At 49.0% G+C, this 1384-nt stretch carries 1 protein-coding gene; it reads left to right on the forward strand.

What is annotated here, in order from left to right:
- Nucleotides 1–1384: DUF294 nucleotidyltransferase-like domain-containing protein (locus R7E00_RS23480; RefSeq protein ID WP_318124634.1), on the forward strand; the 1384-nt coding region annotated here is incomplete at both ends.

Below are 1384 nucleotides of genomic sequence, written 5' to 3' on the forward strand. Positions count from 1 at the left end.
ATGTTTGATGTGCGTTCACTGTTTGAAGAATGCGTTCGACATCAATACATCGCGCTGGAAGACACCCTTTCGTACTTGCTACCAAAAGACGTTTTTCTCGAGCTTTATAACGAGAATGGCCAGTTCGCGGCTTACTTCGACAACAATTTATCCAAACGACAAGAACTCATCGAAGCCGCGCAGCAACAGCAAAACTTGGCCGAATTTATTCTGACCAAAGTCGATAACAGCATTTATCATCCGCCGATGATCCTCGCGCCAGAAACGCCAATCAACGAGGTAACTCGAACTCTAAAAGATAACGGCATCGATGCTGCATTGGTTCAGCTCCACGACGATGACCCGCGATTGGAAAAATGGCCGTCAGCTCACCCGTACGCCATCGTGACTCGTACCAACATGCTGCACTCGGTTATGTTGGATAATTGCGCCGTGGACACACCTGTAGGTGAGATCGCAACTTTCCCTGTCTACCATGTTGATGACGGGGATTTTCTGTTTAACGCCATGATCACCATGACACGTAATCGCATGAAACGTTTGATGGTCTGCGAAGGCAATCGCGCGGTGGGCATGCTCGACATGACACAGATTCTCAGCGCGTTTTCGACGCATTCCCACGTGTTAACACTCAGCATTGCACGAGCAAGCAGCGTAGAAGAACTGGCGTTGGCTTCAAACCGTCAACGTCAACTGGTAGAAAGCTTGCTGAGAAACGGCATCCGCACTCGCTTCATCATGGAGCTCATCTCTGCGGTAAACGAACAAATTATCGAAAAAGCCTTTGAACTGGTGGTGCCACCCGCTTTGCACGACCACTGTTGTTTGATCGTGCTAGGCTCAGAAGGGCGTGGCGAGCAAATTCTTAAGACCGACCAAGACAACGCGCTCATTATTGAAGACGGGCTAGAATGGCCGCATTGCGAACAAGTGATGCAATCATTCACCCACACTCTGCAGCAGCTTGGTTACCCACTCTGCCCCGGCAAAGTGATGGTCAACAACCCGAAATGGGTCAAAACGCAGCAAGAGTGGATCCACACCTTAGATCATTGGATTACGAAGGCGGAGCCTGAACCAATCATGGACTTGGCGATTTTCAGTGACGCACATGCAGTAGCAGGAAATCGAGAGCTTCTCACCCCAATAGCAAATCACCTCAGAGACAGCATGAAAGATCGCATGTTGGTTTTGTCGGATTTCACGCGCCCTGCTTTGCAATTTTCCGTGCCCCTTACTCTGTTTGGCAACGTAAAAAGTGCCAAGGATGGTTTGGATATCAAACGTGGTGGCATCTTCCCTATCGTGCATGGTATTCGCACCTTGTCGTTGGAATACGCGATTGAAGAAAAAAATACCTTTGAACGCATCGAAGCACTAAGAA

It is taken from the genome of Vibrio sp. Vb1755 (genome assembly GCF_033338635.1).
Classification (GTDB): domain Bacteria; phylum Pseudomonadota; class Gammaproteobacteria; order Enterobacterales; family Vibrionaceae; genus Vibrio; species Vibrio alginolyticus.